Origin of the sequence: Metapseudomonas boanensis (assembly GCF_018704125.1) — a bacterium.
Taxonomy (GTDB): domain Bacteria; phylum Pseudomonadota; class Gammaproteobacteria; order Pseudomonadales; family Pseudomonadaceae; genus Metapseudomonas; species Metapseudomonas boanensis.
Genome location: NZ_JAGTIS010000014.1, coordinates 1 through 26,340, shown reverse-complemented (window position 1 = coordinate 26,340; position 26,340 = coordinate 1). Strand labels below are relative to the sequence as shown.

Annotated in this window: 23 protein-coding genes and 1 pseudogene; 8 read left to right on the top strand and 16 right to left on the bottom strand. The window is 63.8% G+C overall.

Going from position 1 to position 26,340, the window contains the following annotated elements; genetic code table 11:
• Window positions 1-40: 40 nt before the first annotated feature.
• A complete protein-coding gene (locus J7302_RS20890) occupies window positions 41-2,236 on the top strand; it encodes a heavy metal translocating P-type ATPase (RefSeq protein ID WP_215379059.1) in 2,196 nt (731 codons plus the stop codon).
• Between the two features lie 113 nt (window positions 2,237-2,349).
• Here the strand turns inward: J7302_RS20890 and J7302_RS20885 are convergent, their stop codons facing one another.
• From J7302_RS20885 to J7302_RS20810, 16 genes are all read right to left on the bottom strand, one after another.
• Window positions 2,350-2,856, bottom strand: a complete 507-nt coding sequence (locus tag J7302_RS20885; protein WP_215379057.1) for an O-acetyl-ADP-ribose deacetylase — start codon at window positions 2,854-2,856, stop codon at window positions 2,350-2,352.
• 32 nt (window positions 2,857-2,888) lie between these two features.
• A complete protein-coding gene (locus tag J7302_RS20880) occupies window positions 2,889-3,212 on the bottom strand; it encodes a hypothetical protein (protein WP_215379054.1) in 324 nt (107 codons plus the stop codon).
• The gene (locus tag J7302_RS20875; protein WP_215379052.1) at window positions 3,209-4,090 is read right to left on the bottom strand and encodes an alpha/beta hydrolase; all 882 of its coding nucleotides are present in this window, start codon (window positions 4,088-4,090) and stop codon (window positions 3,209-3,211) included. Before J7302_RS20875 ends, J7302_RS20880 begins: the two co-directional genes overlap by 4 nt.
• Window positions 4,091-4,209: 119 nt before the next feature.
• The gene (locus J7302_RS20870) at window positions 4,210-5,505 is read right to left on the bottom strand and encodes a flavohemoglobin expression-modulating QEGLA motif protein (protein WP_215379050.1); all 1,296 of its coding nucleotides are present in this window, start codon (window positions 5,503-5,505) and stop codon (window positions 4,210-4,212) included.
• Window positions 5,506-5,512: 7 nt separating this feature from the next.
• Window positions 5,513-6,067: a hypothetical protein gene (locus J7302_RS20865; protein ID WP_215379048.1), complete on the bottom strand. Its 555-nt coding sequence runs from the start codon at window positions 6,065-6,067 to the stop codon at window positions 5,513-5,515.
• A gap of 56 nt (window positions 6,068-6,123) precedes the next feature.
• A complete protein-coding gene (locus J7302_RS20860; protein WP_215379045.1) occupies window positions 6,124-6,837 on the bottom strand; it encodes a TetR/AcrR family transcriptional regulator in 714 nt (237 codons plus the stop codon).
• 106 nt (window positions 6,838-6,943) lie between these two features.
• A complete protein-coding gene (lysS, locus tag J7302_RS20855; RefSeq protein ID WP_215379042.1) occupies window positions 6,944-8,446 on the bottom strand; it encodes a lysine--tRNA ligase in 1,503 nt (500 codons plus the stop codon).
• Between the two features lie 115 nt (window positions 8,447-8,561).
• Window positions 8,562-9,657, bottom strand: a protein-coding gene (gene prfB, locus J7302_RS20850) for a peptide chain release factor 2 (protein ID WP_215379039.1) whose coding sequence is annotated in 2 segments (ribosomal slippage) — window positions 8,562-9,584 and window positions 9,586-9,657 — 1,095 coding nt in all. Because the reading frame shifts where the segments join, the coding sequence is not laid out codon by codon here.
• A gap of 137 nt (window positions 9,658-9,794) precedes the next feature.
• Entirely contained in the window at window positions 9,795-10,826 is a 1,032-nt protein-coding gene (locus tag J7302_RS20845; RefSeq protein WP_215379035.1) for a response regulator, read from the bottom strand.
• Window positions 10,827-10,899: 73 nt separating this feature from the next.
• Window positions 10,900-11,904, bottom strand: coding sequence for a chemotaxis response regulator protein-glutamate methylesterase (cheB, locus tag J7302_RS20840; protein WP_215379032.1), 1,005 nt, complete (start codon window positions 11,902-11,904; stop codon window positions 10,900-10,902).
• Window positions 11,901-14,165, bottom strand: coding sequence for a hybrid sensor histidine kinase/response regulator (locus J7302_RS20835; RefSeq protein ID WP_215379029.1), 2,265 nt, complete (start codon window positions 14,163-14,165; stop codon window positions 11,901-11,903). The genes cheB and J7302_RS20835 overlap by 4 nt, the downstream gene beginning before the upstream one ends.
• On the bottom strand, window positions 14,162-14,848 hold the full coding sequence (locus J7302_RS20830) for a chemotaxis protein CheW (protein ID WP_215379027.1): 687 nt from the start codon (window positions 14,846-14,848) through the stop codon (window positions 14,162-14,164). The genes J7302_RS20835 and J7302_RS20830 overlap by 4 nt, the downstream gene beginning before the upstream one ends.
• Window positions 14,838-16,079, bottom strand: coding sequence for a CheR family methyltransferase (locus J7302_RS20825; protein WP_215379025.1), 1,242 nt, complete (start codon window positions 16,077-16,079; stop codon window positions 14,838-14,840). Before J7302_RS20825 ends, J7302_RS20830 begins: the two co-directional genes overlap by 11 nt.
• Entirely contained in the window at window positions 16,076-16,588 is a 513-nt protein-coding gene (locus tag J7302_RS20820; protein ID WP_215379023.1) for a chemotaxis protein CheW, read from the bottom strand. Before J7302_RS20820 ends, J7302_RS20825 begins: the two co-directional genes overlap by 4 nt.
• A 9-nt stretch (window positions 16,589-16,597) precedes the next feature.
• Window positions 16,598-18,229, bottom strand: coding sequence for a methyl-accepting chemotaxis protein (locus J7302_RS20815; RefSeq protein WP_215379020.1), 1,632 nt, complete (start codon window positions 18,227-18,229; stop codon window positions 16,598-16,600).
• 288 nt (window positions 18,230-18,517) lie between these two features.
• Window positions 18,518-19,219 carry a tellurite resistance TerB family protein gene (locus J7302_RS20810; RefSeq protein WP_215379017.1) on the bottom strand — a complete coding sequence of 234 codons (702 nt, stop codon included), beginning with the start codon at window positions 19,217-19,219 and terminating at the stop codon, window positions 18,518-18,520.
• A 198-nt stretch (window positions 19,220-19,417) separates the two neighbouring features.
• On the opposite strand from J7302_RS20810, the gene J7302_RS20805 reads away from it, so the two are divergent.
• From J7302_RS20805 to J7302_RS20775, 7 genes and pseudogenes are all read left to right on the top strand, one after another.
• On the top strand, window positions 19,418-20,329 hold the full coding sequence (locus J7302_RS20805) for a LysR family transcriptional regulator (protein ID WP_215379012.1): 912 nt from the start codon (window positions 19,418-19,420) through the stop codon (window positions 20,327-20,329).
• Between the two features lie 104 nt (window positions 20,330-20,433).
• Complete coding sequence (locus J7302_RS20800; RefSeq protein ID WP_215379009.1) at window positions 20,434-21,939, top strand: gamma-aminobutyraldehyde dehydrogenase; 1,506 nt, start codon at window positions 20,434-20,436, stop codon at window positions 21,937-21,939.
• A gap of 64 nt (window positions 21,940-22,003) precedes the next feature.
• A complete protein-coding gene (ydcS, locus tag J7302_RS20795; RefSeq protein ID WP_215379006.1) occupies window positions 22,004-23,155 on the top strand; it encodes a putative ABC transporter substrate-binding protein YdcS in 1,152 nt (383 codons plus the stop codon).
• A 99-nt stretch (window positions 23,156-23,254) separates the two neighbouring features.
• Window positions 23,255-24,280: an ABC transporter ATP-binding protein gene (locus tag J7302_RS20790; protein WP_215379003.1), complete on the top strand. Its 1,026-nt coding sequence runs from the start codon at window positions 23,255-23,257 to the stop codon at window positions 24,278-24,280.
• A 1-nt stretch (window position 24,281) separates the two neighbouring features.
• The gene (locus J7302_RS20785; protein ID WP_215379000.1) at window positions 24,282-25,232 is read left to right on the top strand and encodes an ABC transporter permease; all 951 of its coding nucleotides are present in this window, start codon (window positions 24,282-24,284) and stop codon (window positions 25,230-25,232) included.
• Window positions 25,222-26,028 (top strand): ABC transporter permease, encoded by an 807-nt coding sequence (locus J7302_RS20780; RefSeq protein ID WP_215378996.1) that lies wholly within the window; start codon window positions 25,222-25,224, stop codon window positions 26,026-26,028. The genes J7302_RS20785 and J7302_RS20780 overlap by 11 nt, the downstream gene beginning before the upstream one ends.
• Before the next feature lie 151 nt (window positions 26,029-26,179).
• Window positions 26,180-26,340: pseudogene (locus J7302_RS20775) on the top strand (gamma-aminobutyraldehyde dehydrogenase); the annotation flags it as partial.

The window sequence follows — 26,340 nt, the reverse complement described above, 5'->3', positions numbered from 1 at the left end:
GTGTGCAATGAATCCCGAAGCGTCAAACGGGAACGGACTCATGACACAACCACACCACTGCTGCCACGACCACAATCACGCCCCTCAGGCCGGCCCAGCCAGCTTGGAGGGCCTCTCCGGCAATGCTGAGCCCCGCTGGAGCAACCTGCGCATCGAAGCCATGGACTGCCCCACGGAAGAGCGCTTGATCCGCGACGCGCTGGGCAAAGTCCCCGCCATCGAAGCCCTGGAGTTCAACCTGATGCAGCGCCTGCTGCGCGTACGGCACCGCTTCGAGGATACCGTCCCGCTGCAACGGCTGATCGCCAGCCTCGGCATGCAGGCTGTGCCGTTGGCCGAAGGCACACCAGCCACGCCTGCCTCCGAGACGAAGAAGCACTGGTGGCCGCTGGCCCTCGGCAGTATCGCCGCGCTGGCGGCAGAAGCCTGCGAATGGTTTGGCCTGGCGCCTGACTGGCTGATTGCGGGCCTGGCGCTGCTGGCCATTTTAGGCGCGGGCCTGCCCACCTACCGCAAGGGTTGGATTGCCTTGAAGAACCGCAATCTCAACATCAACGCCCTGATGAGCATCGCCGTGACCGGCGCGCTGCTGATCGGACAGTGGCCGGAAGCGGCGATGGTCAGTGTGCTGTTCGCTCTAGCCGAACTGATCGAGGCACGTTCCCTGGAGCGTGCCCGCAATGCTATCCGCGGCCTGCTGCAATTGGCGCCGGAGCGGGCCACGGTATGGCAGGACAGCGACTGGCAAGAGGTTGCTGCGGGCGACGTGGAGCCTGGCACCCGAGTTCGTGTCCGCCCCGGTGAGCGCATCGCGCTGGATGGTGAGGTGCTGACCGGACGCTCCAGCGTGAACCAGGCGCCCATCACCGGCGAGAGCCTCCCGGTCGAGAAAGACCTTGGCGATCCCCTGTTCGCCGGCAGCATCAATGGCGAGGGGGCGCTGGAATACCGCACTACCCGCAAGGCCGACGACAGCACTCTGGCGCGCATCATCCATGCCGTGGAGGCGGCGCAAGGCGCGCGGGCGCCAACGCAGCGATTCGTTGATCGCTTTTCCCGTGTCTACACCCCCGCGGTGATCCTTATTGCCGTGCTCACCGCCCTGCTCCCGCCCTTGCTGGGCGGCGGTGCCTGGCTGGAGTGGCTGTACCGCGCGCTGGTGATGCTGGTTATCGCCTGCCCCTGTGCCCTGGTGATCTCCACGCCGGTGACCATCGTCAGCGGTCTGGCCGCCGCCGCACATAGCGGCATCCTGATCAAGGGCGGGGTATTTCTCGAACTCGGACGAGCCCTGGATTGGGTCGCGCTCGACAAGACCGGGACTCTGACGGAGGGTCGGCCCCAGCAGACTGATTACGTGCGGCTGAGCGAGAATGGCCCGGCCGATCCGCACGCCCTGGCCGCCAGCCTGGCTGCCCGTTCCGATCACCCGGTGTCCCAGGCCGTGGCCAGGGCGGCAGAAGCGAAGGGCATTGCACTCTACGCGGTGGACCAACTGGCCGCCCTCCCCGGCCAGGGCGTCAGGGGGATGATCGAAGGGCACACATACCATCTGGGCAACCATCGTCTGGTCGAAGCACTTGGCCTCTGCTCGTCCGAACTGGAGGCCTGCCTCGATTCGCTGGAAACCCAAGGCAAGACAGTCGTAGCACTCAGCAACGAAAAAAGCGTGCTGGCGCTCTTTGCCGTTGCCGACACGGTACGGGCCAGTAGCCGGGACGCCATCGATCAATTGCATGGCCTGGGTGTCAAGACACTGATGCTGAGCGGAGACAACCCCCACACGGTTGCCGCCATCGCTGCACAGGTGGGGATCGACGAAGCGCGCGGCAACCTGCTGCCGGAAGACAAACTGACCGTGATCGGCGAGCACCAGGCAGGCGGGCTGCGGGTCGGTATGGTTGGCGACGGCATCAACGACGCGCCGGCACTGGCTCAGGCAGACATCGGCTTCGCCATGGGCGCGGCGGGCACGGATGCCGCCATCGAGACTGCCGGCGTGGCTCTAATGGATGATGACCTGCGCAAACTGCCGCAGTTTATCCGCCTGTCCCGCCGGACCCACGTGGTGCTGATGCAGAACATCACTCTGGCCTTGGGCATCAAGGCGGTGTTTCTGGGGCTGACACTGATGGGGCAAGGCACGCTGTGGATGGCCGTGTTCGCCGACATGGGTGCGAGCCTTTTGGTGGTGTTCAACGGGTTGCGGTTGCTTTCTCCCCATTCGCTACGTTGAGAGAAGGCCAGATTCACCCGGCGTGGCGGTGAGGGATACTCGGAGTGGCGGGATGCTTCCCTCACCCCGACCGTCTCCGACAGCGAGAGGGGGGCTGTCCGTGCGAAGGGGCGTCAGGCCGCCCCAAGCACCTCACGATAAATCCGCACCATATCCACCCCGAACGCCACCAGGATAGCCTCACGCAACGAACTCCCAGGCGGTCGTGATCGGCTCAGCTCGGCCGCGGCAATGCGTGCCGCGGCTTCCAGTGGATAACCGTATACACCACAACTGATGGCAGGAAAGGCGATGCTGGCCAGCCCTTCAGCCTCGGCCAGGGCCAGGCTGCTGCGGTAGCAACCGGCAAGTAGTTCGGGTTCACGACGGTCACCGCCATGCCAAACCGGCCCCACCGTGTGGATCACGAAGCGCGCCGGCAGGCGAAAGCCGGGGGTGATGCGAGCCTCGCCCGTCGGACAACCGCCCAGGCCACGACAATGGGCCAGCAGTTCGGGACCGGCGGCCCGGTGAATAGCGCCGTCAACACCACCGCCACCAAGCAATGAGGAGTTGGCGGCGTTGACGATGGCATCAACCTCAAGGGTGGTGATGTCGCCCTGCCAGATCTGAATGTCCATGTCAGGTACCTCCACCCCTGGAAGCTAGACGCTTACTTGACCTCTTGCGGCGTCTCCTGACCGATGCAACGCACGGCCTGCTTCTTGTTGTTGACCAGCACACCGGCCAGGCCCTTCTGCTCGGTATCGAACAGCACCAGCACGCCGTCAATGCACTGCGCCACCTGGCTCGCCGGCTGCAGCGACACCTTGTAGTCCTCGCCTGGGACGGTCTTGAGCATGGTGAAGTCGGCCAGCAGCAGGGCGTCTTCCGGCTTGGCGAAATGCAGGTAGCCGTAGTACCAGAGCACCATGACGGTGCCGACGATGCTACCAATGCCGGTAAGGATCAGCGGGATGGGATTGCGTTCACTCATTGGGGACTCTCTGTATTCGGGACTTCGACCAGCCGGCGCAACCCAACGAAACCTCGCGGGTCGTCGAGGTAACGCAGCATCACTTCGCGCCATACCGGGTCGGCGAAGGTCTGCACATGGCCACCGCGGACCGGCTGGAACGCCCGCGGCGGGGGCGCAGCTTGATACAAGCGCACGCCATTGGAAAGGGGCACTACGGGATCATCGAGGCTGTGGTAGATCAGCATCGGCAACCCTTGCAGCTTGCCGATGGCCCGGATTGCACTATCCCCATCGGGCACCAGCCAGGACAGCGGCACCTGCAGGGGCCAGGTCAGCCAGGCGTTGTCCAGGGTGTAGCGGGCCACCTCGCGATAGCTGGCCGGTACGCCATCGAGCACCAGCGCCTTGAGGTTTCCACGCTGCGTCGGATGCTCCGCCAGGTAATGCACCGCCAGTGCCCCGCCGAGGCTCTGCCCGAGCAGGACCATGGGTTTGCCCTGTACATCCGGCGATTGCTCCAGCCAGGCGAATGCCGCATCGACGTCCTGATAAACCGCCGGCAGGCTCGGCGAACCTTCGGAACGGCCGTAGCCGCGATAATCCAGCAGCAGCACCTGGTAGCCCTCCGCCGGCAACCACCAGCTGCCGCCCAGGTGGCTGGCGACATTGCCGCCATTGCCATGCAGGTGCAGGACCGTCCCCTTGACCGGCACACCCGCCTTCGCTGGTAACCACCAGGCGTGCAAGCGCGTGCCGTCGGCAGCCACCAGGCTGATGTCGCGGTATTCGAGCTTGGCCCGCTCCGGGGTGAAGGGCAGGTAGCGGTCGGGATAGAACAGCAGCGAGCTACAACCCTGCACCAGGAGCGCAAAGACGATCAGCAGGCAGTGGCGCATCGAGGATTCCTTCTCGAAGACTCGTTGACCGGCCCTTCGGCCCGGTTGGCGAATAAATTCGCCGTTACGGATTCCAGAGCAGCGACTCCATCCTACGCACTGACGGCCCCCTTCCAGCTTCAGAGAATATTGGCGTAATCCGCCTCGATTCGGTCCAGGCTGAGGTGGTTGAGGAAGTTGGAGAAGCACATCCACGCCGATAAGGCATTCAGATCACGGAATTGCGCCGGCAGGTATTTGGGCGGCACCACCAGCCCCTCGTCCACCAACTGGCGGAGGGTGCGGGTATCTTCCAGCGTCGTCTTGCCGCAGAACAGCAGCGGGATCTGCTCCAGCTTGCCTTTGCGCACCGCCAGCTGGATGTAGTTGTAGATGAGGATGAAGCCCTTGAGGTACGACAGGTCCTTGGTGAACGGCAGGCCATCAGGCACCGAGCCCCGAAAGACCCGACTGGCACTGCCGTAACTCTCTTCCATGCCGTACCCCTGCTCACGGTAGAAGTGGTAGACCTCGAGGAAGTCAGCCCCCTCCTCGGCCATGTGGATGGCCCGGGTACGGTTGGTCAGCTTGCGCAGGCGCGTCGGATAGGAGGCGAAGGCGATCACCTCCATCAGGATCGCCAAGCCTTCCTGGGTCACGGTAGAAGAGGGCGGCCCCTTGGCCAGGAAGGTGCAGATCGGCTGGTTGAGTCCATTGAGCGTCGTGCCGACATGCACCAGCCCCTCATGGACCTCCAGGGCGCGCACGTCGCGCTCGTTGAACATCGCATCGGCGCGGATCTTGATGTAGTCGGCGCCCGCGGCAGCGTCAGCCACGATGCCGTCGGACTCGAACACGCGAATGGTATCGTCACCCTCACCGAACACTGCACTGAGCCGGCTCTGCAGCAGCGCCACGGCTTCCTTGGCGGTGAGGGTCTTGGGTTCATCCTTGAGGTCGCCCCGATCGGCGATGTTGTTCAGGTAGTCGGAGAGCATCAGCCCCAGGTCGGCCAAGGTCGGATCGCCGGCATGGAAAGCATCGGAGGCAGCGCCGTAGAGCTCCTGGGAAATCAGACCGAAGTCCGACGTGCCCCGCGCCTCGAGCATGCGGATGACCATGCGGTATTCCTTGCACATGCGCCGCATGATCTGTCCCACGGGGTTGAACTGCCCAAGCTGCCGGGTGATGTCACGCTCGATGTTCTGGAACTCGAGCTTCTTCTCCGCCGAATCGAAGGCAAGCGGGCGGCTGTCGTAATAAGCCCGGTTCACCTCGGGCATCGACTTGCCCTTGTGCTTGAGGAATCCCTGGCGGACGCTGTCGTCCCACTTAACCGCATCCAGCACGCGAATCGGCGTCTGCGCCAGGACGATCCGATCGGACAGCGCGCGAATGGTTTGCTGGTAGTCGCCGGGAACCTTGCGTCGGGTCATCGGCGGACTACTCCTCGCTGGCTCGCTGGTAGCGCGCCACTTCGACGAACACGTCGGAGTTGGCCGGGTCATCCAGCCAGGCAAAGACCGAGTCCAGCGGGCTGGTGACCAGCACACCATCGCCTTCCGGCATCTCCACCACCTGGCCTTGCAGGCTGCCTTGCGACAACTCCTGCTGGATACGCTCCACGTCCAGGTTGTAGACCACCAGTTCGTTGTCGGTAGTCAGCTCGAAACCGGCAATGGCGAAATTGGCGCCGAGGTTCTTCGGCAGACCGGCGGACAAGTACCAGCGGCGACCGTGGTGAGCGACGGTGAAGCCGAACTCATCCATGTCATCCAGATTGTCCTTGCTACCTTCGAAGGTCCGCGCCTTGTAGAGATTGGAGCCGGAACGGCTGATCTCCAGAAAATGGAGCTCTCCCCACTCGTCCCTGCGGGTCCAATCCCCCAACAGAGGCATCGGTGCCGGCTCATTGGCAGGAATCGGGTCCTTGAAGGTGACCAGGCATCCGCCCAACAGCAGGAAAGACAGGGCGACCACGGCACGCCAGGCTTTCATTTCGCTCTCCTTGTGATAACGAAAAACCCCGCCACAGCGGGGTCGGGTGTTCGCGCTCAGAGTCCCATCACCAGATACAGGTGTCGCTTGAGGACAGCTCGCATCTCCCCGATGTCGAGATTCTCGACGCCATCGAGCAGGCCCTGATATTCCATCTGCAGAATGATAGCCGTCAACACCTTGGCGTCTTCACCCGGCTCCGCCGACCCCAGAATCTGAAAGAAATGCTCGGCGCCCTGCAAAAGTATCTTGCGGTGTGCGTCAGCAAGATGACGCAGCCCGGAATTGATCAGTGCCTCCTGGCGAAATGCCTGCTCAGCCAGCAGCTGATCGTGGTTCTCGATCAGCTGGTTGCGAACATATTCGATTGCCAGCTCGACGATCTGGTCGGTCATCTGCCTGCGCGAATCGCCGTCACGGCTCAGGACGACTGCCATGTGCTGCAGGTCATCCTCGATACTGGCCCAGAACGCCGCCATGGCGGCCGAACTTCGCTCGACGAACTGAGCGAAGGTGTCGGTGATCAAATCATTGATGTCTTTGAAGTAATAGGTGGTAGCCGAAAGCGGCACCTGCGCCTCGGCGGCGACCGCACGGTGACGTACAGCACGCACGCCCTCGCGGACGATGATGCGCATGGCGGCATCGAGGATCGCCTGGCGCCGCTGCTCACTACCTTGGCGGCTCGCCTTGCGGCCCTGGTACTTGACGCTCTCAGCTACGGCGCTGGCCACGTTGGCTGCACTGCCGCTACGGGACGACTGGTTCAAGACACATAACCCTCTACGGTCACTCGCTAAAAGTGTTGACCATTTATTTGCCGAATCAATCTGTCGACAGGTAAGAAAAAACCGCCCGAAGGCGGTTTTTTCTGCATCAGGCCTGCGGCCGCATGTGCGGGAACAGGATGACGTCCCGAATGGACGGCGAGTTGGTCAGCAGCATCACCAGACGGTCGATGCCAATACCCTCGCCAGCCGTCGGAGGCATGCCGTATTCCAGGGCACGGACGAAGTCGGCGTCGTAGTGCATCGCCTCGTCGTCACCGGCATCCTTGTCGGCCACCTGAGCCATGAAACGCTCGGCCTGGTCTTCGGCGTCATTGAGCTCGGAGTAGGCATTGGCGATCTCGCGGCCACCGATGAACAGCTCGAAACGGTCGGTGACGCTCGGGTTCTGGTCGTTCCGACGGGCCAGCGGCGAAACCTCGAACGGATACTGAGTGATGAAGTGCGGCTGCTCCAGCTTGTGCTCGACCAACTCTTCGAAAATCATCACCTGCAGCTTGCCCAGACCTTCGAAGCCGAGCACCTTGGCACCGGCCTTCTTGGCGATTTCGCGGGCCTTGTCGATGTCCTGCAGGTCGGCCGCGCTGATCTCCGGGTTGTACTTGAGGATCGAGTCGAACACCGACAGGCGTGCGAACGGCTCACCGAAGTGGAACACCTTGTCGCCGTATGGCACGTCGGTGCTACCCAGAACCAGCTGAGCCAGTTCGCGGAACAGCTCTTCGGTCAGATCCATGTTGTCTTCGTAGTCGGCGTAGGCCTGGTAGAACTCGAGCATGGTGAACTCGGGGTTGTGCCGGGTCGAAACACCTTCGTTACGGAAGTTGCGGTTGATCTCGAAAACCTTCTCGAAGCCGCCGACCACCAGACGCTTGAGGTACAGCTCCGGAGCGATACGCAGGAACATCTGCATGTCCAGTGCGTTGTGGTGAGTCTCGAACGGCTTGGCCGCTGCGCCACCAGGAATGGATTGCAGCATAGGCGTTTCCACTTCAAGGAAGTCACGCTTCATCAGGAAACTGCGGATGTGGGCGATGATCTGCGAGCGCACGCGAAACGTCTCGCGCACGTCCTCGTTGACGATCAGGTCGACGTAACGCTGGCGATAGCGCTGCTCGGTATCAGTCAGACCGTGGTGCTTGTCCGGCAGCGGGCGCAGCGACTTGGTCAGCAGGCGCACGTTGGTCATTTCGACGTACAGGTCACCCTTGCCCGAACGGGCCAGCGTGCCCTCGGCGGCGATGATGTCGCCCATGTCCCAGTGCTTGACCGCTTCCAGTGTCTCAGCCGGCAAGGTCTTGCGGTTGACGTAGACCTGGATGCGGCCGGTCATGTCCTGGATAACCATGAAGGCGCCACGGTTGAGCATGATGCGACCGGCAACCTTGACCGGAATGGCGGCAGCTTCCAGCTCTTCCTTGGTCTTGTCGACGTACTGTTTCTGCAGGTCAGCGCAGTAATTGTCGCGTCGGAAGTCGTTGGGGAAGGCATTGCCCTGCTCACGGACGGCTGCAAGCTTTTCTTTGCGCAAGGCAATCAGCTTGTTTTCTTCCTGTTGCAGTTCGTGCTGGTCGAGTTGTTGGTCGCTCATGGTCTTTCTATCTGCCTGGCGTCTATTTCAATTTGGGTAACCGTAGGAGCGAGCTTGCGCGCGAAGCTCTCGAAGCTGTTCGCGAGCAAGCTCGCTCCTACAAGAGTGCGGCGCGTCACAGCCCTTGTTTGAGGCTCGCTTCGAGGTACTCGTCGATATCGCCGTCCAGCACCTTGTCGCAGTCGCTGCGCTCGACGCTGGTACGCAAATCCTTGATGCGCGACTGATCGAGCACATAGGAGCGGATCTGGTGGCCCCAGCCGATATCGGACTTGGAGTCTTCCAGGGCCTGGGACGCGGCGTTGCGCTTCTGCATCTCCTGCTCGTACAACTTGGCCCGCAGCATCTTCATGGCGGTGTCCTTGTTGGCATGCTGGGAGCGTTCGTTCTGGCAACTGACCACGGTGTTGGTCGGCACGTGGGTGATACGCACCGCCGAGTCGGTAGTGTTCACGTGCTGGCCACCGGCGCCCGAGGAGCGGTAGGTGTCGATACGCAGGTCCGCCGGGTTGATCTCGATCTCGATGTTGTCGTCGATTTCCGGCGACACGAACACCGCGGTGAACGAGGTATGGCGGCGGTTGCCGGAGTCGAACGGACTCTTGCGAACCAGGCGGTGCACACCGATCTCCGTGCGCAGCCAGCCAAAGGCGTACTCGCCCTTGATATGCACGGTGCAGCCCTTGATGCCGGCTACTTCGCCTTCGGACAGTTCCATGATGGTGGCATCGAAGCCGTGTTTGTCAGCCCAGCGCAGGTACATGCGCAAGAGCATGTTGGCCCAGTCCTGGGCCTCGGTGCCGCCAGAGCCAGCCTGGATGTCCAGGTAGGCGTTGTTCGGGTCCATCTCGCCGCTGAACATGCGGCGGAACTCCAGCTTCTCGAGGATCTCGCGCAGACGCTCGACTTCGGAAGCGACGTCGTTCACGGCGCCTTCGTCATTCTCCTCGACCGCCATGTCGAGCAGGTCGCGGGAGTCGGTCAGGCCACCGGCCAGGTCGTCCAGGGTTTCGACGATCTGCGCCAGCTGGGCACGTTCGCGGCCGAGGTTCTGAGCGTATTCCGGATTGTTCCAGACGTTGGGGTCTTCGAGTTCGCGGTTTACTTCGACGAGACGATCATGCTTGTGATCGTAGTCAAAGATACCCCCGAATGGTCTGGGTACGGTCGGAGAGGTCCTTGATGCTGTTCAGGATCGGGTTGATTTCCATGGCTGGAAGCTCTCGCTGGCAAAACTTTCGGAAAAGCCGGCGAGTATACCCGAGTCGCCCGATACCGACAGCATGCCCGCCGCGATTTACGCCGATACGGCGACGCGCGGGCGCCGGGTTATCACACCACGCGTGGATTACCTGGCGCTGCCGGTCGCCGCAACCACGGCGACCTGGTTCCGCCCACCCTTCTTGGCCTGGTAAAGCCCCTGGTCGGCCATGTCCACTAGCACCAGCGAAGCCTGGCCCGCCTTGGGGGTCAGGGTTGCCAGGCCGATACTGACCGTCAACACCGAGCCCGGCTCCGGTCGGTCATGAGGAATATGCAGGGCCTCGATGGCGCGACGCACCTTTTCGGCCAGCAGGCGTGCGCCTCCAGCGGCAGTGCCGGGCAGGACCATGGCGAATTCTTCACCGCCGTAACGCGCCGGCAGATCGGTAGAGCGACTGCAGGAATCGCGGATGGTGTCAGCCACCCGGCGCAGCGCCTCGTCTCCGGCAACATGACCGAAGCTGTCGTTGAAGCCCTTGAAGTGATCGACATCGATCATCAGCAGCGATACCTGGCTCTGCTCGCGCAGGGCCCGACGCCACTCCATTTCCAGGTATTCGTCGAAATGACGGCGGTTGGACAGCCCTGTGAGGCCATCGGAGTTCATCAGGCGCTGCAGCACCAGGTTGGTCTCCAGCAGCTGCTGCTGGCTTTCACGCAGGGCACGGTAGGCTTCATCGCGCTGCTGCAGGGCCACATAGGAGCGCGAGTGATAGCGGACGCGCGCCACGAGTTCGATGGCATCCGGCAGTTTGACCAGGTAATCGTTGGCTCCCGCAGCGAACGCGGCGCTCTTCACCGAGGGCTCTTCCTTGGTGGACAGCACGATGATCGGCACATCCCGCAGGGCCGGCACCTGGCGATACTCAGACAGCAGGCTCAGCCCGTCCACTCCAGGCATCACCAGGTCCTGGAGGATAACCGTCGGCCTGATCTGCCGGGCCACGGCCACGGCCTGGTTCGGGTCGGAGCAGAAGTGGAAATCGATACCTTCCTCACTGCCCAGCGCCCGACGAACCGCCTCGCCAATCATTGCCTGGTCATCGACCAGCAGCACCATCACGGCGCTTTCCGTCGAGCCGGCCATATCCGCGTGGCTGCGATGGGGATAATGCATAGAACTCTCCGGGCCCGCGGGCCTCAGGTAACGACTCAAAGCCTCTCCAGCCCAAGGGCCTGAGGCTGATTCTTCATGAAAACACTTGGACAAGCCTCGGCGCGATGCGATCCAGCGGCAATACTTCGACCGCCGCGCCGATCGCTGCCGCTGCCTTGGGCATACCGTAAACCGCACTGCTCGCCTGGTCCTGGGCAATGGTCAGGAAGCCACGCCCACGCATGCGTTTCAGGCCCTCGGCACCGTCGCGCCCCATTCCGGTCAGCAACACGCCCACGGCCTCGCCCTTCCAATGTTCCACCAGGCTATCGAAAAACACGTCGATCGATGGCCGGTAGACATGGCTGGCAGGCTCGGCGGTATACGCCAGCACGCCATTGCGCAGTAGCCTAAGGTGGTTGTTGGTACCCGCCAGGAGGATGGTCCCCGGCTGGGGCGGCTCACCCTCGCGGGCCAGGCGCACCGGCAGACGGGATTCGCTGGCGAGCCACTCGGCCATGCCGGCGGCAAAAACCTCGTCTACGTGCTGAACCAGCACGATCGAAGCCTGGAAATCCGCCGGTAGCTGCTTGAGCAGCTGCGCCAAGGAGGCCGGCCCACCGGCAGATGCGCCAATTGCTACCAGACGCTGGGCGCTGTGCCCGCGCTCGCGCGGTTGCGCAGCCCCCGGCTCACGACTGTCGCGCGGCCCCACCAGCCAACTGATGTTCTGAATCTTGCGCAACAGGACGGCGGCCTCCTTGGCCTGACCGCTGCCGAGCGCCGGGGTATTCACCGCGTCCAAGGCACCATGGCCCATGGCTTCAAATACCCGATTCACGTTCTGTTCGACGTCGACAGTGACGATCAGGATGGCGCAAGGGCATTCGGCCATGATCCGTCTCGTCGCTTCGACGCCATCCATCTCCGGCATCAGCAGGTCCATCAGCACCACGTCCGGGGTGTCCTGGCGGCACCGTGCAACGCCTTCGATGCCGTTGCCGGCGATCCAGGCGATCTGATGCGCAGGCTCCAGTGCCAGCGCCCGGCGCAGGGCCTCTATCGCCAGCGGCATGTCGTTGACTATCCCTACCCTCATCCCTGCGCATCTCCGATCAGCATGACCACGGCGTCCAGCAGCGCCTCATCATGGAAGCTGGCCTTGGCGAGATAATAGTCGGCGCCGGCATCGAGGCCACGCCGACGGTCTTCCTCACGATCCTTGTAGGACACCACCATCGCCGGCAGGGACTGCAGGCGATTGTCGCGACGCACCAGCGTCACCAATTCGATGCCATCCATGCGCGGCATGTCGATGTCGGTGATCAGCAGATCGAAATGCTCGGAGCGCAGCGCGTTCCAGCCATCCATGCCATCCACCGCCACGGCCACATCGTAGCCGTTACCCTGCAACAGCTTGCGCTCCAGCTCGCGGACGGTGAGCGAATCGTCGACCACCAGCACTCGCTTGCGTCGGGCTCCGGCGCCCTGGCGGCTGGCGCGGTCGACCCGCTCCAGACGACCGCTGCCGAGCAGCTTGCCGATCGACTGGAACAGGTCCTCCACATCAAGGATCAGCACCGGCGTGCCGTCATCCAGCAAGGCACCCGCCGCGAGGTCCTGGACCTTGCCCAGGCGCGGATCGAGCGGCATCACCACCAGCGTGCGCTCGCCGATGAAACGCTCCACCGCAATGCCGTAGCAGCTGTCACGTTCGCTGATCAGCACCACCGGGATGCCTTCGTCCTCATGCTGGCCCTCGGCGCACTGGAGAATCTGGCTGCCGGAAACCAGCCCCACGTGGCGGCCCTCGTGCCAGAAATGCTGCCGCCCTTCGAGCTGGACAATGTCCTCGGGTTGCAAACGGGTCATGCGATCGATATGCGCAAGCGGGAAGGCATAGGCCTCACCACCGACCTCCACCACCAGGCTGCGCACCACCGAAAGGGTCAATGGCACTTCGAGATGGAAGGTGGCGCCCTGTCCCTGGCGCTGCTCCATGTGCACCCCGCCACGAAGCTGGCGGACCATGTGCTGCACAGCGTCCAGCCCGACTCCGCGTCCCGAGACCTCGGTGACCTGCTCGCGCATGCTGAAGCCAGGCAGGAAGAGGAATGCGAGCAGCTCCTCTTCGGTCAGGCGCGCAGCGGTTTCGGCGCTGGCGAACTGGCGTGCGACCAAAGCATCGCGCAGACGCTCCAGGTCCACGCCCATGCCGTCATCGGAGAGTTCCAGCAACAGCATGCCGGCGTGATGGCGGGCTTGCAGGCGGATGCAGCCTTCTTCGGGCTTGCCTAGCCGGGCACGCAGCTCGGCGAGCTCGATGCCGTGGTCCACGGCATTGCGCAACAAGTGAGTGAGCGGCGCTTCCAGACGTTCCAGCACATCACGATCGACCTGAGTGTTCTCGCCTTCGACCTCGAGGCGCACCTGCTTACCCAGGGAGCGGCCGAGGTCGCGGATCATCCGTGCCTGGCCAGCCAGCACATCGCCGAATGGACGCATACGTGAAGCCAAGGCCGCGTCATACATGACCTGGGCGCGCTGGCCGCCTTGCCAGCCGAACTCATCGAACTCGGTCATATGGCGGGCAAGCATCTGCTGGCATTCGCCAAGCAGTTGCCGGGCCTCACCGAGCATGGCGTGGGCCTGGGGATCGAGCGCTGTGTCCAGCACGGACTCGCGCACCACATCCAGGGCTCGGCTGGCGCTCACTTGCAAGCGCCGCAGGCGTTGCAGGGAGTCGGTCAGGGGTTTGATCCGCTGGAACTCCACCAGCGACTTGCTGGAGATATCCAGCAGGTGATCGAGGCGCTCGGCACTGACCCGCAGCACCCGGGCGCGCGCATCCGCTGCCGTTTCCGCGGCGACCGCTACCGGCTCTTCGTCGTGCGCCACCGTCTCTTGTTCCATGGCAACCGTGGCCGATACCGGGGCCGCAGGTGTGACCGGGCCAGGCTCGGCAACCACTGCCTGCCCCTGCAAACGCAGCAGCAAGGTGTCGACCGCCTCGCGACCGGAGCTGTCCGCCCAGTCCGCGTCCGCGCCAATACGCAACAGCAGGTCAGAGCCCTGCAGCAGGGCATCGATATGATCCGGCTGGAGGATCAGATGCCCATGGCGAGCGGCCTCGAGCAGATCCTCCATGACGTGGGCGACCCTCACCCCAGCATCCAACCCAACGATCCGCGCGGCGCCCTTCAGCGAATGGGCCGCACGCATGCAGGCCTCCAGCTGGTCGGCTTGGCCAGGGTGACGTTCCAGCACCAGCAACCCGGCGTTGAGCACCTGGGCCTGGGCCTCGGCCTCCAGGCGGAACAGCTCCAACAGGGAGGCGTCGCGCATCTGGTCCGGAGTCATGCCAGGCTCCTTGCCATGGCCTGTAGCAACAGGTTTTCGTCCAATAGCGTGATGCTGCGACCTCGCCACTGCACCACCCCGGACGCGAACTGGCGCGCAGCCTGGGACGTGCCCCGCCCCGGCTCGACCACTGCCTCAACAGGAATTCCGTGGATGCCGTCGACTTCATCCACGGGGGCCACCAGTGGGCCTCCCGGGCTGGCGAGAATCAGCATGCGGGGTACTACACGGCGATCCCCCTGAACAGCAGCGCCCGGCTCCAACGCCAGCAGTTCGACCAGGGAGATGCAGGCAGCCAGTGCACCGCGAACGTTGGTAACCCCAATCAATGAGCGGGAACGCTGATGGGGCAGCGAATGGATCGGATTCATCGCTGCCACTTCCGTCAAGCTGCGGGTGGCCAACCCCAGCCAGGCCTCGCCCAGCCGGAACACCAGCGTCGAGGTGCAATCGCCGAGCACCTCGCCCTCCTCCACCACCTCGTCGGATTTCCGCTCCCGTTGCAGTGCATAGCGATCCAGCAGCATGGTGGCCGCAGCGGCATGCACTTCGCAATTTCGGCAATGCACATGGTTCGCCAGGCGTTCACAGGACTTGTCGCCATGGACGCCGATACGATTCCAGCAATCATCCACCGGCGGCAGTGCCTCGGCATCGCTCAGCGGCAGGTGGCTATCGACCATTGTTGTTCACTCCACGACTCGCTCGCTCCTGCAGTCGCCGCGCCCCGGCCAAATCCCCGCGTGCCGCCAGCAAGGTGGACAGATGTGCCAGAGCCTCGGCGTGCTGCGGTTGCAGGTAAAGGGTCTTGCGGTAGTAATCCAGCGCCTCGTCGCCCCGGCCCGCCACATCGCTGAGCAAGCCAAACCAGTAGAACACCTCGGCCGAGGGGCCATGGGCGGCCAGATGGCGTTCACAGGCTGCGCGTGCCTCCTCGCTGTGCCCCGCGTTGGCCAGTGCAGCAATAGTCTCCAGGCTGCTGTTCTCGATCACCACAGGCTTGGGCACCGATGCCGGAAGCGTGGCACGCGGCCGTGGCGTAGCCATCGGCACCACACGGGGCGTTGGAGGTTCGAGCCGAGCGACGGCTGGTCCTGGCCGGGCAGACTTGCTGGCAGGCCGCGCCTTGGCGCGCTGGAACACGAAGGCATGGGCGATACCCAGGGCCTCCATATCACTCTGGCTGAGCAGGCCGGCCTCAGCCGGGCCGATGAACATGGCGCCATCAGGCCGCATCAGGCGCTTGAGCACCTCCAGCACACTCGCCTGCGTGGGGCGGTCGAAGTAGATCAGCAGATTGCGACAGAAGACGAAGTCATAAGGCGCTTCGCCGGCCAGCAGACCGGGCTCCAGCAGGTTGCCGCGCATGAAGCGCACCTTGCCGATGACCTCCTGGGCCAGGCTGAAACCGTCGCCGAAGGGAATGAAATGACGCTCGCGAAAGCCCAGTTCCTCGCCCCGGAAAGAATTGCGCCCATAGAGCGCTGCACGCGCACTTGCCAGCACGCGCTCGCTGACATCCACCGCATCGACCTGGAACAAACCAGGCGCAAGACCAGCGTCCAGCAACGCCATGACAATGGAGTATGGCTCCTCCCCTGTGGAACACGGCAGGCTGAGGATGCGCAGCGGACGCCCCGGTGAAAGTGTCGGCAAGCGCTCGACGGCGAGCGTGGCCAAGGCAGCGAACGACTCCGGATAGCGAAAGAACCAGGTTTCCGGCACCACCACGGCCTCGACCAGCGCCTGCTGCTCGCCGGCCGATGCATTCAGAGACAGCCAGTAGCGATCGATATCGACGTAACCGCTCGCGGCCATGCGCTGACGCACGGCCCGCTCGATCACCACCCGGCCAACAGACTCGGCATCCAGGCCTATGCGGCCCTTCAAGAAGGCCTCGAAGCGTTCTGTCATAGCGCCTCCTCGGCCGCCGGGAACAGCAGCTCGCGGACCGCATCGGACAGCAGGTCACCGACCCGGATGCGCTGTACCAGTCCATTCGACGACGGGTAGACCGGACCCAGGTAACGGGCTTCGCCCTGATTCAGGCCATATTCCTGGAAGTCCTCGGGGCGGCAACGCAATGTGTCGGTCGCCTGCTCCAGGATCAGCCCCAGCCAGCGCGCAGGGTCCAACGGCTCGGTCGAGTAATGCACGACCACCAGCCGCGTACTGGTGCGCACCTTCGCGGGCTTTCCGAACGCCAGGGCTCCGAGGTCGAGCACCGGCACCAGCACACCACGATGGGAAAATACCCCGGCGACCCAGGCCGGAGCCTCGGGCACCTGCTTGAGTTGGAGCAGCGGCAGGACTTCGACCACATCACGTACGTCCAGCGCGTAACGGTCCTCGCCCAGGCGAAACAACAGATAGAGCTGGCCACGGACATTGCGGGCCGGGGTGTGGAGACGGCTTGGGCACATGGTGCCGGCTCAGACTTTGAAGCGGCTGACGCCGGTCCGCAGGCCGTTGGCCACCAGGTTCAGCTCATCGATGGCGGAGCTGGCCTGGCGCAGCGACTCCACCGTCTGCCCGGTGGCCTCGCCCAGTTGCACCAGTGCCTGGTTGATCTGCTCGGCGCCGGTAGCCTGGGCCTGCATGCCCTCATTGACCATCTGCACGCGAGGCGCCAGCGCCTGGACCTGCTGGATGATCTGCGACAGCTGCTCGCCCACCTGGCCTACCTCGGCGATGCCGCGGCGCACCTCTTCCGAGAACTTGTCCATCCCCATGACCCCCGCCAACACGGCCGACTGGATCTCGCGCACCATCTGCTCGATGTCGTAGGTCGCCACGGCAGTCTGGTCGGCCAGTCGGCGCACCTCGGTCGCCACCACAGCGAAGCCACGGCCGTATTCGCCAGCCTTCTCCGCCTCGATGGCAGCGTTGAGCGATAGCAGGTTGGTCTGATCGGCCACCTTGACGATGGTGGTCACCACCTGATTGATGTTGCCGGCCTTCTCGTTGAGGATCGCCAGCTTGGCATTGACCAGATCGGCTGCGCCCATCACCTGATGCATGGTCTCTTCCATCCGTGCCAAACCAAGCTGGCCGGAGCCGGCCAGCACGGAAGTCTGTTCGGCGGTGCCGGACACCTCGGTCATGGTGCGTACCAGATCCCGCGAAGTGGCGGCGATTTCCCGCGAAGTAGCACCAATTTCAGTGGTGGTGGCCGCCGTTTCGGTGGCGGTCGCCTGCTGCTGCCTGGAAGTTGCGGCGATCTCGGTGACCGAGGTGGTCACCTGGACGGAGGAGCGCTGCGCCTGCGAGACCAAGCCCTTCAGCTCATCCGCCATGGTGTTGAAACCGGTTTCGATGGCGAGGAATTCATCTTGGCGTCCCAAGGCCAAGCGGGCCGACAGATCCCCCCCGGCCATGGACCTCAAGGTATTCACGATACCGCCCACCGGACGGGTGATTGCGCGCAACAGCAGCAGGCCGCAGATCGCCGCGGCGGCCACGGCCAAGAGCAGCGCCAGCAACATGCTCCGCTCGGCAGTGCGAACCGACGACACGATCTCGGCAATCGATTGCTCGGCCGTGTCCTTGTTCAGTTCGATCATGTCGTTCAACACTTGCCGGCCCTGGGACCAGTGCGCGACCACCCCTTCCTTGAAGGCCTGCCCCGCAGCACTGTGCTTCTGCTCCTTGATCAACGCCAGCACCTGGGCCTGCTGGTCGAGGTAATTCTTGCGGATCGCCAGGAACTGCGCGTACTCGGCACGATCCACGGACAAGTTGATAGTGGCCTCGTAGTCCTTGAGCAGGCCGTCGAGTTGCGCATTGCTCTGCTCGAGCGCCTTCAGATCGGCCTTGTAGATCGTCACTGCGCCAGTTGCCGACACCTCGTTCAACTGGGCCTGGGTGCGCAGCAGGTTATCGGTCCAGCTGCTGCGAATCTTGCTGATCAGGTGCATGCCCGGCACTGCGTCCTCGAGTACCCGGTCACCCTCGTGCTCGATATTCATGAGCTGGATGTAGGACATCGTGGCCATCAACGACATGATGACGATGATCACCGCGAAACTTGCCTGGATACGCAAGCGAACAGTCCAGTTCTTCACATTCTTCCCCAGTTGCCAGAACTCAGATACGGATCGGCCGTCCGGGCGGCCTCCTGCATGGGCGGCGACTCTAGAGACTAGCCCTAACGCCTGCAAGGGACATGATCGGCACTTTTTTGCCGCCAGAAAGCCGGCGAAAGCCGATGCCTGGCAAGTTTGGCAGAAAGTCACCGAAATGGAGGTAAAAACGGACAGCTCCGCAAGCTCGGCGGGAATGAACGAACGCTTCGAAAGGCGTTGTCTGTGCGGACTGTTGCTAGCAGTCCGCACTGGGCTGCGGATCTTGTTTCAACCAGGAATCTGCTGCAGGGCTTTACGGGCCTGGCTTTCCAGTTCCGACTTGAGGCCGGCGTCAAGCTTCATCTGGCGCGCCAGTTCATCGAGATAGGCGCGTTCCATGTAGCTCTCTTCGTCGACCATCAAGAGGCTGGCCAGATACATTTCCGCCGCTATTTCGCCGCTTAGCGCAGCACGCGCCACTTCCGCCGGGTCCAGCGGCTTGGCCAGTTCGCGATCCAGCCAACCCTGCAACTCGACGTCACTCGTGAGTTTGGCAATCTCTCCATCGATCAACTGTCGTTCGCGGGCATCGATGTGGCCATCGGCCTTGGCTGCGGCGACGATGGCGCGAAGAATCGCCTGGCTGTGCTGCTCAACCTGAGCAGACGGCACACGGTCAAGGGTCTGCGGCTCGGCCTGTGGCACCGACGCCTGCTGTGCCTGCCAGTTGCCATAAGCCTTGTAAGCCAGCACACCCAGGGCGGCGAGACCACCGTAGGTCACGACTTTCCCGCCCATTTTGCGCGCGCTCTTGTTGCCCATCAGCAGGGCCAATGCACCTGCTGCCAGGGCACCGCCCCCGGCACCACCGAGCAGGCTGCCGAGGTTACTGCTGCCGCCCGTTGCACCAGCCTGCTTGCTGGAAGTCTTCTGCTGGAGCAAGTCCTGTCCGGACTTGAGTAGTTGGTCGAGCAATCCGCGGGTGTTCATGGAAGCCTCCTGGGCAGGAATCGGAACCTGATAATCGACCGACTCTAACCGGATGGATTCCCCGCGATGGCAGGCATAGTGCTTCGAGATATTGCCGAGAACCTTGGGCGAGCCCGGCATATCGATAAAAAAGAAAAAGGCATTCAATTTTCGATAAACCATAATGAAGGGCAGCCAATCAGACGCGAAGCGCCGCCCATGATGACCCTCCGCCAGATCCGCCATTTCATCGCCGTCGCCGAAACCGGTTCTATCTCCGCCGCCGCCCAGGCGGTGTTCATTTCCCAGTCGACCCTGACCCTGGCCATCCAGCAACTAGAGGAGGAAATCGGCGTCAGCCTTTTCAATCGCCATGCCAAGGGTATGTCGCTGACCCATCAGGGCCACCAGTTCCTGCGTCAGGCGCATCTGATCCTGGCCACCGTGGAAAACGCCAAGCGTAGCCTGCAGCAGAGCACCGACCAGGTCGCCGGCAGCCTGACCATCGGCGTAACCAGCCTGGTGGCCGGCTATTACCTGGCCGACCTGATCACCCGCTTCCAGCGCGCCTACCCCAACGTGAGGACCCGCGTGGTGGAGGACGAGCGCCCGTACATCGAGCACCTGCTGGTGAGCGGCGAGATCGACGTGGGCGTGCTGATTCTCTCCAACCTCGAAGATCGCCTTGCCCTGCAGACCGAAGTGCTCACCCACTCGCCACACCGACTCTGGCTCCCTGCCCAACACCCGCTGCTCGAGCGCGACAGCATCGGCCTGGCCGACGTCGCCGGCGAGCCGCTGATCCAGCTCAACGCTGACGAAATGGGCCTACACACCCAGCGCATCTGGTCCCGCGCCGGCCTCACGCCGCAAGTGACGCTGCGCACCGCGTCGGTGGAAGCCGTGCGAAGTCTGGTGGCCGCCGGCCTCGGCCTGTCCATCCAGCCGGACATGACCTACCGCCCCTGGTCCCTGGAGGGCGACATCATCGAGGCGCGTCCCCTGGCGGACCTGGGCGAGCCGCTGGACGTGGGCCTGGCCTGGCGCCGGGGCACGGCACGTCCGGCCCTGGTGGACCCGTTTCTGACCGTAGCCCGCGAGCAACCGAACAATCGCAAGCTTTCGATTTAATCGAACGCTACTTTCAGTATTTAGAATTTGTCGACCTCCAGCCCGGCCTCTAGTCTCTCGATGCAGTCAAAGAGCCATGCCGGGCTCCCACAAGGAGCACCGGGATGACTGAAGAACAAAAAACCGAGAAGAAACGAGCCAGCAAGATGAGCAGCGCCTCGAGCACACCGACCCTGCATGCTGAACTGCTGATCGACGGCCAACTCGTCATCGGCGAGGGCCCGGCCGAGCCGATCATCAACCCTGCCAGCGGGGAAACCCTGGCCAGCATCGCCGAAGCGTCTATCGACCAGGTCGAGACGGCCATTCGTGCAGCCAACCGGGCCTTCACCAGCTGGTCGAGGACCACGCCCGCGCAACGATCCACCGCACTGCTCGCCATTGCCGATGCCATCGAGAAGCGCGCCGACTCGCTGGCCCGCCTCGAAGCCCTGAACTGCGGCAAGCCGCTGCATCTGGCACGCCAGGACGATGTCCCCGCCACTGCTGACGTGTTCCGCTTCTTCGCCGGCGCCGTGCGCTGCCAACAGGGCCAACTCGCCGGCGAGTACATCCCCGGCCACACCAGCCTGGTACGCCGCGACCCAGTTGGCGTGGTGGCCTCCATTGCGCCCTGGAACTACCCGCTGATGATGGCGGCCTGGAAGATTGCGCCGGCCCTGGCGGCTGGTAACACGCTGATCTTCAAACCCTCCGAACACACCCCGCTGTCGATCCTGGCGCTGGCGCCGGCCCTGGCGGAGATCCTCCCGCCCGGGGTGATCAACATCCTCTGCGGCGGCGGTGACAGTGTCGGCAGCCATCTGGTGGGTCACCCGAAGGTGCGCATGGTTTCGCTGACCGGCGATATCGTCACCGGTCAGAAAATTCTCCAAAGCGCCGCTCGCACCTTGAAGCGTACCCACCTCGAACTGGGCGGCAAGGCACCGGTGATCGTCTGCAACGACGCCGACCTCGGCGCCGTGGTCCAGGGCATTCGCACCCATGGCTACTACAACGCCGGCCAGGACTGCACCGCCGCCTGCCGCATCTACGCCCAGGCTGGCATCCATGACCGCCTGGTGGCTGAGCTGGGCGACGCCGTGGCCAGCCTACGCTTCGCCCGCAAGCGCGACCAGGACAACGAGATCCCGCCACTGATCAGCGCGCGCCAGCGCGACCGCGTGGCCAGCTTCGTCGAACGCGCCCTCGGCCAGCCGCACATCGAGCGCGTGACCGGTGCTGCCGTGCATTCCGGTGCCGGCTACTACTACCAGCCAACCCTGCTGGCCGGCTGCAAACAGCAGGATGAAATCGTCCAGCGCGAGGTATTCGGCCCAGTGGTCACCGTCACCCGCTTCGACGAGTTGACCCAAGCCGTGGATTGGGCCAACGACTCGGAATACGGCCTGGCCTCTTCCGTCTGGACGCAGAACCTGGACAAGGCCATGCAGGTAGCCGCGCGCCTCCAGTACGGCTGCACCTGGATCAACACCCATTTCATGCTGGCCAGCGAGATGCCCCACGGCGGGCTCAAACGCTCCGGCTACGGCAAGGACTTGTCCAGCGATTCGCTGCAGGACTACAGCGTGGTCCGCCACATCATGGCGCGCCACGGAGAGACGCTTTAGTACAAGAAAAACGGATCGACCCGCTTCAACTGCCCCGACCAATAACTAATCAAGAGGGAACACCATGTCCGCGCGCAAAACCGCACTGTTCAGCGCAATCGCCACCGCCATCCTGGCCAGCACCAGCCTGCAGGCCGCCGAGGCCCTGAAGGAAGTCGGCAAAGGTGAAGGCCAGCTCGACATCATTGCCTGGCCCGGCTACATCGAGCGTGGCGAGTCGGACAAGAACTACGACTGGGTGACCCAATTCGAGAAAGACACCGGCTGCAAGGTCAACGTGAAGACCGCCGCCACCTCCGATGAAATGGTCAGCCTGATGGCCAAGGGCGGTTACGACCTGGTCACCGCCTCGGGCGACGCCTCTCTGCGCCTGATCTATGGCAAGCGTGTACAGCCGATCAACCCGGACCTGATCCCCAACCTGAAGAACCTCGACCCGCGCTTGAAAGACGCGCCCTGGTTCAACGTCCAGGGCAAGCAATACGGCACACCGTATCAGTGGGGCCCGAACCTGCTGATGTACAACACCAAGCTGTTCAAGCAGGCGCCGGATAGCTGGAGCGCTGTGTTCGAAGCTCAGCAACTGGCCGATGGCAAAGCCAACAAAGGCCGCGTGCAGGCCTACGACGGCCCGATCTACATCGCCGACGCCGCCCTCTACCTGAAGTCCGCCAAGCCGGAACTGGGTATCCAGGACCCGTACCAGCTGACCGAAGAGCAATACACCGCCGTCCTCGACCTGTTGCGCAAGCAACACAGCCTGGTGCACCGCTACTGGCACGATGCGACTGTGCAGATGAGCGACTTCAAGAACGAAGGCGTAGCGGCCTCCAGCACCTGGGGCTACATGGCCAATACCCTGAAGGCCGAAGGCCAGCCGGTGGACACCGTAATTCCGAAGGAAGGCGTTACCGGCTGGGCCGACACCACCATGCTGCATGCGGAAGCCAAGCACCCGAGCTGCGCCTACAAGTGGATGAACTGGTCGCTGGAGCCCAAGGTCCAGGGCGACGTCTCCGCCTGGTTCGGCGCCCTGCCTGCCGTGCCGGCCGGCTGCAAGGCCAGCGCCCTGCTCGGCGCCGAGGGCTGCACCACCAACGGCTATGAGCAGTTCGAGAAGATCGCTTTCTGGAAGACTCCGCAGGCCGAGGGCGGCAAGTTCGTGCCTTATAGCCGCTGGACCCAGGACTACATCGCGATCATGGGTGGCAGGTAATCCGCGCTGATCTATCCCCAGAAGTCACCCCTCTCCCAGAGGGAGAGGGAGCTACTCCCTGCCACACCCCGTTTTCTTGCTTCACCGGAGCACCGCACCATGACACTTGCTGTCCAGTTCACCCAGGTTTCCCGCCAGTTCGGCGAGGTCAAGGCCGTCGACCGGGTATCCATCGATATCAAGGACGGCGAGTTTTTCTCCATGCTCGGCCCATCGGGCTCCGGCAAGACCACCTGCCTGCGGCTGATCGCCGGCTTTGAGCAGCCCTCCTCGGGTTCCATCCGCATCCACGGCGAGGAAGCCGCGGGTCTGCCGCCCTACCAACGCGACGTCAATACCGTGTTCCAGGACTACGCGTTGTTCCCGCATATGAACGTGCGTGACAACGTCGCCTACGGCCTCAAGGTGAAGGGTGTCGCCCGCGCCGAGCGCCTGGCCCGCGCCGAAGAAGCGCTGGGCATGGTCGCCCTGGCCGGCTACGGCGAGCGCAAGCCCGCACAGCTGTCTGGCGGCCAGCGCCAGCGTGTGGCCCTGGCCCGTGCGCTGGTCAACCGCCCCCGCGTCCTGCTGCTGGACGAACCACTCGGCGCGCTGGACCTCAAGCTGCGCGAGCAGATGCAGAGCGAGCTGAAGAAGCTGCAACGCCAGCTGGGCATCACCTTCATCTTCGTCACCCACGACCAGGGCGAGGCGCTGTCGATGTCCGACCGCGTGGCGGTGTTCAACAAGGGCCGCATCGAGCAGGTGGACACCCCGCGCAATCTCTACATGAAGCCGGCCACGCCCTTCGTTGCCGAGTTCGTCGGCACCTCCAACGTGCTGCGCGGCGACCTCGCCCGCCAGCTCACCGGCTTGGCGCAGCCCTTCTCCATCCGCCCCGAGCACATTCGCTTCGCGATGGGCGAGGCAGCCAGCAGCGAAGTGGAAATCAGCGGGCTGCTCCACGATATCCAGTACCAGGGTGCTGCCACCCGCTACGAGATCCGTCTCGACAACGGCCAGAACCTCTGCGTCAGCCACGCCAATAGCCAATGGCAGGACACGGTTTCGCCGCACCAGCCCGGCCAGCGCGTCACCGCCCGCTGGGCCCGCGACGCCATGGTCCAGCTCACCGAGGGCCTGTGACATGGAACTGACCCTCAACGCCGAGCGGCCGCAAGCCGCCAACGGCCTGCGGCGGCGGCTGTCCAACCTGCTCTACCGCAAGCCGACGCTGTACCTCTCGCTGCTGCTGGTGCCGCCGCTGCTGTGGTTCGGCGCCATCTACCTGGGGTCGCTGCTGACGCTGCTGTGGCAAGGCTTCTACACCTTCGACGACTTCACCATGATGGTGACGCCGGACCTGACGCTGGCCAACTTCGCCGCGCTGTTCCAGGCCGCCAACTTCGACATCATCCTGCGTACGCTGGGCATGGCAGTGGCGGTATCCATCGCCAGCGCCGCCATGGCCTTCCCCATCGCCTACTACATGGCGCGCTACACCACGGGCAAGACCAAGGCGTTCTTCTACATCGCGGTGATGATGCCCATGTGGGCCAGCTATATCGTCAAGGCCTACGCCTGGACCCTGCTGCTGGCCAAGGGCGGCGTGGTGATGTGGTTCGTCCAGGCCTTGCACCTGCAACCGGTGCTGGAGTTCGTCCTCGGCGTGCCGGGCGTGGGCGGCAGCACGCTGTCCACCTCGCACCTGGGGCGCTTCATGGTGTTTGTCTACATCTGGCTGCCGTTCATGATCCTGCCGATCCAGGCCTCGCTGGAGCGCCTGCCGCCGTCACTGTTGCAAGCCTCGTCCGACCTCGGCGCGCACCCGCGACAGACCTTCATGCAGGTGATCCTGCCGCTGTCGGTGCCGGGCATCGCCGCTGGTTCGATCTTCACCTTCAGCCTGACCCTGGGCGACTTCATCGTCCCGCAGCTGGTGGGCCCGCCCGGCTACTTCGTTGGCAGCATGGTCTACGCGCAACAGGGGGCCATCGGCAACATGCCCATGGCCGCCGCCTTCACCCTGGTGCCCATCGTGCTGATCGCCGTCTACCTGTCCATCGTCAAACGTCTGGGGGCCTTCGATGCACTCTGAACAAGCTTCATGGGGTCTCAAGGCCGCCGCCTGGGGCGGGCTGGCGTTCCTGCACGTCCCGATCCTGGTCATCTTCCTGTACGCCTTCAACACCGAAGACGCCGCCTTCAGCTTCCCGCCGCAGGGCTTCACCCTACACTGGTTCAGCGTCGCCTTCGGCCGTGCCGATGTGATGGAAGCGATCAAGCTGTCGGCACAGGTGGCCACAATTGCCACCCTGATCGCCCTGGTGCTCGGCACACTGGCCGCCGCCGCGCTGTATCGCCGCGACTTCTTCGGCAAGGAAGGCATCTCGCTGATGCTGATCCTGCCCATCGCCCTGCCCGGCATCATCACCGGCATCGCCCTGCTCTCGGCGTTCAAGACCCTGGGCATCGAGCCGGGGCTGCTGACCATCGTCATCGGTCACGCCACCTTTTGCGTGGTGATCGTCCACAACAACGTGATCGCGCGCTTCCGTCGCACCTCCCACAGCCTTATCGAAGCCTCGATGGACCTGGGCGCCGACGGCTGGCAGACCTTCCGTCACATCATCCTGCCGAACCTCGGTTCGGCCCTGCTGGCGGGCGGCATGCTGGCCTTCGCGCTGTCCTTCGACGAGATCATCGTCACCACCTTCACCGCCGGCCACGAGCGCACGCTGCCGATCTGGCTGCTCAACCAGCTCAGCCGCCCGCGCGATGTGCCGGTGACCAACGTCGTCGCCATGCTGGTGATGCTGGTGACCATGCTGCCGATCCTCGGCGCCTACTACCTGACCAAGGGTGGCGAAGGCGTGGCGGGAAGCGGGAAGTAAAGACACCGGTGCCCCTCTCTCTCGGCCTGCTCCCCTCTCCTCTTCAGGGGGAGGGGCCGGGGGAGAGGGCAGTCCGGGCCACACCGAATTTCCCTCACCCCAACCCCTCTCCCAAGGGGCGAGGGGCTAGAACCGAACGAGGACTTACCCCATGCAAACCAAACTGCTGATCAACGGCCAACTCATCGCTGGCGAAGGCCCCGGCCTCGCCGTGCTCAACCCGTCCCTGGGCACTGCCCTGGTAGAAATCGCCGAGGCCAGCCCGGCCCAGGTCGATGCCGCCGTGCAGGCCGCCGAGGCCGCCTTCCCCGC

Coding starts and splice junctions, on each gene's coding strand:
- J7302_RS20785 (WP_215379000.1), top strand. CDS start 24,282: ATGGAACTGACCCTCAACGCCGAGCGGCCGCAAGCCGCCAACGGCCTG.
- ydcS (WP_215379006.1), top strand. CDS start 22,004: ATGTCCGCGCGCAAAACCGCACTGTTCAGCGCAATCGCCACCGCCATC.
- J7302_RS20780 (WP_215378996.1), top strand. CDS start 25,222: ATGCACTCTGAACAAGCTTCATGGGGTCTCAAGGCCGCCGCCTGGGGC.
- J7302_RS20790 (WP_215379003.1), top strand. CDS start 23,255: ATGACACTTGCTGTCCAGTTCACCCAGGTTTCCCGCCAGTTCGGCGAG.
- J7302_RS20880 (WP_215379054.1), bottom strand. CDS start 3,212: ATGAGTGAACGCAATCCCATCCCGCTGATCCTTACCGGCATTGGTAGC.
- J7302_RS20820 (WP_215379023.1), bottom strand. CDS start 16,588: ATGTGCCCAAGCCGTCTCCACACCCCGGCCCGCAATGTCCGTGGCCAG.
- J7302_RS20890 (WP_215379059.1), top strand. CDS start 41: ATGACACAACCACACCACTGCTGCCACGACCACAATCACGCCCCTCAG.
- J7302_RS20865 (WP_215379048.1), bottom strand. CDS start 6,067: ATGAAAGCCTGGCGTGCCGTGGTCGCCCTGTCTTTCCTGCTGTTGGGC.
- J7302_RS20885 (WP_215379057.1), bottom strand. CDS start 2,856: ATGGACATTCAGATCTGGCAGGGCGACATCACCACCCTTGAGGTTGAT.
- J7302_RS20805 (WP_215379012.1), top strand. CDS start 19,418: ATGATGACCCTCCGCCAGATCCGCCATTTCATCGCCGTCGCCGAAACC.
- J7302_RS20870 (WP_215379050.1), bottom strand. CDS start 5,505: ATGACCCGACGCAAGGTTCCCGGCGACTACCAGCAAACCATTCGCGCG.
- J7302_RS20845 (WP_215379035.1), bottom strand. CDS start 10,826: ATGCATTATCCCCATCGCAGCCACGCGGATATGGCCGGCTCGACGGAA.
- cheB (WP_215379032.1), bottom strand. CDS start 11,904: ATGAGGGTAGGGATAGTCAACGACATGCCGCTGGCGATAGAGGCCCTG.
- lysS (WP_215379042.1), bottom strand. CDS start 8,446: ATGAGCGACCAACAACTCGACCAGCACGAACTGCAACAGGAAGAAAAC.
- J7302_RS20835 (WP_215379029.1), bottom strand. CDS start 14,165: ATGACTCCGGACCAGATGCGCGACGCCTCCCTGTTGGAGCTGTTCCGC.
- J7302_RS20875 (WP_215379052.1), bottom strand. CDS start 4,090: ATGCGCCACTGCCTGCTGATCGTCTTTGCGCTCCTGGTGCAGGGTTGT.
- J7302_RS20810 (WP_215379017.1), bottom strand. CDS start 19,219: ATGAACACCCGCGGATTGCTCGACCAACTACTCAAGTCCGGACAGGAC.
- J7302_RS20830 (WP_215379027.1), bottom strand. CDS start 14,848: ATGGTCGATAGCCACCTGCCGCTGAGCGATGCCGAGGCACTGCCGCCG.
- J7302_RS20800 (WP_215379009.1), top strand. CDS start 20,434: ATGACTGAAGAACAAAAAACCGAGAAGAAACGAGCCAGCAAGATGAGC.
- J7302_RS20825 (WP_215379025.1), bottom strand. CDS start 16,079: ATGACAGAACGCTTCGAGGCCTTCTTGAAGGGCCGCATAGGCCTGGAT.